Raw genomic sequence first — 2,705 nt, 5'->3', positions numbered from 1 at the left:
CCGGAACATCGCTGGTCTTCAAACTCCAGTCCGTCGTGGCCACGTCGCACACCTCCGAGATCAGGGTGTTGCGACGACCAGTTGAATCCACCTTGGGTTCCGTGGTCGGAGTGGAAGACGGCGCCGTCCAGGCCGCCGCGGGTCGAGGCTGCCATCTGCAGTGCGTCGGTGACCAAGGCGGTGCGCATGTGGTTGGCGATGGACCAGCCGACGACCTTGCGGCTGAAGCAATCCAGCACGGTCGCGAGATAGAGGAACTCCCCGCCGGCGAGCGGGAGATAGGTGATGTCGCCCATGTATTTCAGGCCGGGTTCGGTGGCGGTGAAGTCTCGCTGGAACATGTCCGCAACCGGTGAGGTGGCCGGGTCCGGGATCGTGGTGCGGACGCGTCTCCGCAGGCGGATGCCGGTGATGGAGAACATCCGCATGATCCGGGCGATCCTCTTCTCGTTGACCCGCCGCCCCTTCTCGCGGAGCTCGGCCATCACGCGCGGGGAGCCGTAGGCGCCGCCGGACTCGCCGTGGACCTCACGGATCTCGTCGGCCAGGACCCGGTCCTGGTGCTGCCGGGCGGCCCGGCCCTCGGCGCCGGCGAGCCACTTGTAGTAGCTGGACCGGTTCACGTCCAGGACCTGGCAGAGCCGCTTCACCTCATAGGTGTCCCGGTGGTCGTCAACGAAGTGGAAGCGGCTGATCACCAGTTCGTCTCTCCGGCGAAATACTTGGCCGCCTTGCGGAGGATGTCCCGCTCGGTGGCGAGCTTGCACTCACTCGCCTCGAGTTCGGCCACCCTCGCCTCCAGCTGACGGACCCGCTCGTCCGGATCAGCGGACGGTGCCGCCTCCCGACGTTGGGCGGCCGGCTTCGCAGCCGCGGCGCTGCCGCCACGGCGTTCGCGCTCCCGCAGCACCCACTCACGCAGGGTCGCCCGGTTGACTCCCAGGTCAGCGGCGATGCTCTTGTAGGTCGCCCCGGGTGTGGACTCGTACAGGGCCACAGCATCGGCCTTGAACTCGTCCGAGTAGCCTGCATCGCCATCGGCGGTCTTCTCGCTTCCTCCGGATCAAGCAAATCCAGTATCAGCGTGTCCACCACTCAGGGGGAGGCCCCCCTGACGTGCGAGGAATCAACCATACAGCGGGACCAGTCCAGCCCCCCTGCCGCGTTCAGCTCGGCGAGAAGGACCTCATGGAGCCGCTGCCAGACTCCGGACTCGTTCCAGTCCCGCAGCCGACGCCAGCACGTCATACCCGAACCGAACCCCAGCTCCTGAGGCAGGTACTCCCACTGGATGTCCGTGTGCAGCACGTACAGGATCCCGCACAGCACCTGCCGGTCCGGCAACGGCTTACGGCCCGGATACCGAAACCTGCGCTCCTTCCTCGGCAGCAACGGCTCGATCCGCTCCCACAGCTCATCCGACACGATCCACGGTGAAGCCCCCATACACCAGCCAACGCTCAACTCCACGCCCAGACACGGCTGACAGGCTCGACTCACCTCTTTTCGTTAGCTGTTGTTAATCCCGGCTTCGACCTCGCCCCCGAGCGTTTGGAGACGTTGCGCGACGCGCTGCGGATCGTAGCCCGCGACCTGCCCACGCGTGGGATCGAGGGCGAACCGGAGATCGAGCTCCTGGAGGACTGGTCCCCGGTGGGAGCCGGTGTCCGCCTTGCCGACGGTGAAAGGCTCAACTGGGGCGGCCCCATCCTGCGGCGACCCGACCATGGCACTGATCAGCCTGGCGATCATGATTCAGGAGAGCCTGCTCGAACAGACCTGGCAGGTCTGGCCGGTGTGCCCCCGGCATGATCTCGGCGTCCACGGCTCGGAGCGGGAGCGCGAGGTTGTGTGGTGGTGTGCGGGCGATGGCGGACACATGCTGGCGCCGGTCGGCGAACTCGCGCGCGTACTCGGCCGCCGTCGCCCCAACTAGGACTTGCGGTGGGGTGCAGTTCGTTTCGAACGATCGCCGGGATCAGGCGGTGCGTGCGTAGTTCCGCTGGCAAGTGCGGGGGAGAGGCGTTCGTGCCCTCAAGCGGCGCGGTAGCGCCAGTAGGGGGCGAAGTCTCCGTTGGAGAGGACGGCACGCAGCCGCAGTACGGCTTCCGCTCCGTGAAGGCCCCAGCCGGCGCCGGTGATGTCGAGGCGGTCGGCGATCCGGTGACGGCAGGCGCCCTCGACCGCACCGGTGGCGATCGGCCACCCGTTGTCCAGCGCCGTGTCGTAGGGGAGCTGATCGAGGTGGCCGATCAGGTAGCGGTTGCAGGCATCGACCGCCTCGCGCCGGGCAGCCAGCACGTGTTCCCGCACAGCCCGGCTGGTCATTTCGGCGGCGGTGTGGGCAGCCTGACCTGCGGTGTCTCTCCCCTGAGCCAGCGCTCGGCGCGGCGCGGCAGGCAGGATCACTGTGCATGAAGGGGTCGGTGATCCAGGTGACCGCGTCCATCGGCTGTCCGTAAAAGCGGTCAACTGGCATGCCGCAGCAGCTCATCAGGCCGACCGGGATGAGCTCCGGCGTCTCAGGACTCCCCTGTCCCACAGTCTGTATGCCGGTCGCGTCCGGAGCATGGCGAGTGCCCCACTATCGTGGCCATCGCTCACGCCGTACGGAAAAGGTGCCTCTATGGGCTTCGTCAAGCTGTAGCCGGGGTGGGTGGCTGGTAGAAGGTGCCGTCTCGGAGCATCGCGTAGAGGACGTCGAT

Annotated in this window: 3 protein-coding genes and 3 pseudogenes; 1 reads left to right on the top strand and 5 read right to left on the bottom strand. The window is 67.1% G+C overall.

Annotated elements, in window-relative coordinates:
* From ACFYW5_RS37770 to ACFYW5_RS37755, 4 genes and pseudogenes are all read right to left on the bottom strand, one after another.
* Positions 1 to 698 (bottom strand): IS3 family transposase (locus ACFYW5_RS37770; protein ID WP_389421668.1); only part of this gene is annotated, 698 nt, incomplete at its 3' end.
* Positions 695 to 1,012: pseudogene (locus ACFYW5_RS37765) on the bottom strand (transposase); the annotation flags it as partial. The gene ACFYW5_RS37770 and the pseudogene ACFYW5_RS37765, both read right to left, overlap by 4 nt.
* A 98-nt stretch (positions 1,013 to 1,110) precedes the next feature.
* Positions 1,111 to 1,446, bottom strand: a pseudogene (locus ACFYW5_RS37760) (transposase); the annotation flags it as partial.
* A gap of 63 nt (positions 1,447 to 1,509) precedes the next feature.
* Positions 1,510 to 1,752, bottom strand: coding sequence for a hypothetical protein (locus tag ACFYW5_RS37755; protein ID WP_389421667.1), 243 nt, complete (start codon positions 1,750 to 1,752; stop codon positions 1,510 to 1,512).
* Here ACFYW5_RS37755 and ACFYW5_RS37750 point away from each other — a divergent pair.
* Positions 1,751 to 1,936, top strand: a complete 186-nt coding sequence (locus ACFYW5_RS37750; protein ID WP_389421666.1) for a hypothetical protein — start codon at positions 1,751 to 1,753, stop codon at positions 1,934 to 1,936. The genes ACFYW5_RS37755 and ACFYW5_RS37750 overlap by 2 nt on opposite strands.
* A gap of 98 nt (positions 1,937 to 2,034) precedes the next feature.
* Here ACFYW5_RS37750 and ACFYW5_RS37745 read toward each other — a convergent pair.
* Positions 2,035 to 2,400 (bottom strand): annotated as a pseudogene (locus ACFYW5_RS37745) (ISKra4 family transposase); the annotation flags it as partial.
* Positions 2,401 to 2,705 lie beyond the last annotated feature (305 nt).

The organism is Streptomyces sp. NPDC002779, assembly GCF_042888685.1.
Lineage (GTDB): Bacteria > Actinomycetota > Actinomycetes > Streptomycetales > Streptomycetaceae > Streptomyces.
The sequence above is the reverse complement of the archived record's forward strand: the minus strand, read 5'-3'. Positions and strand labels throughout refer to the sequence as shown.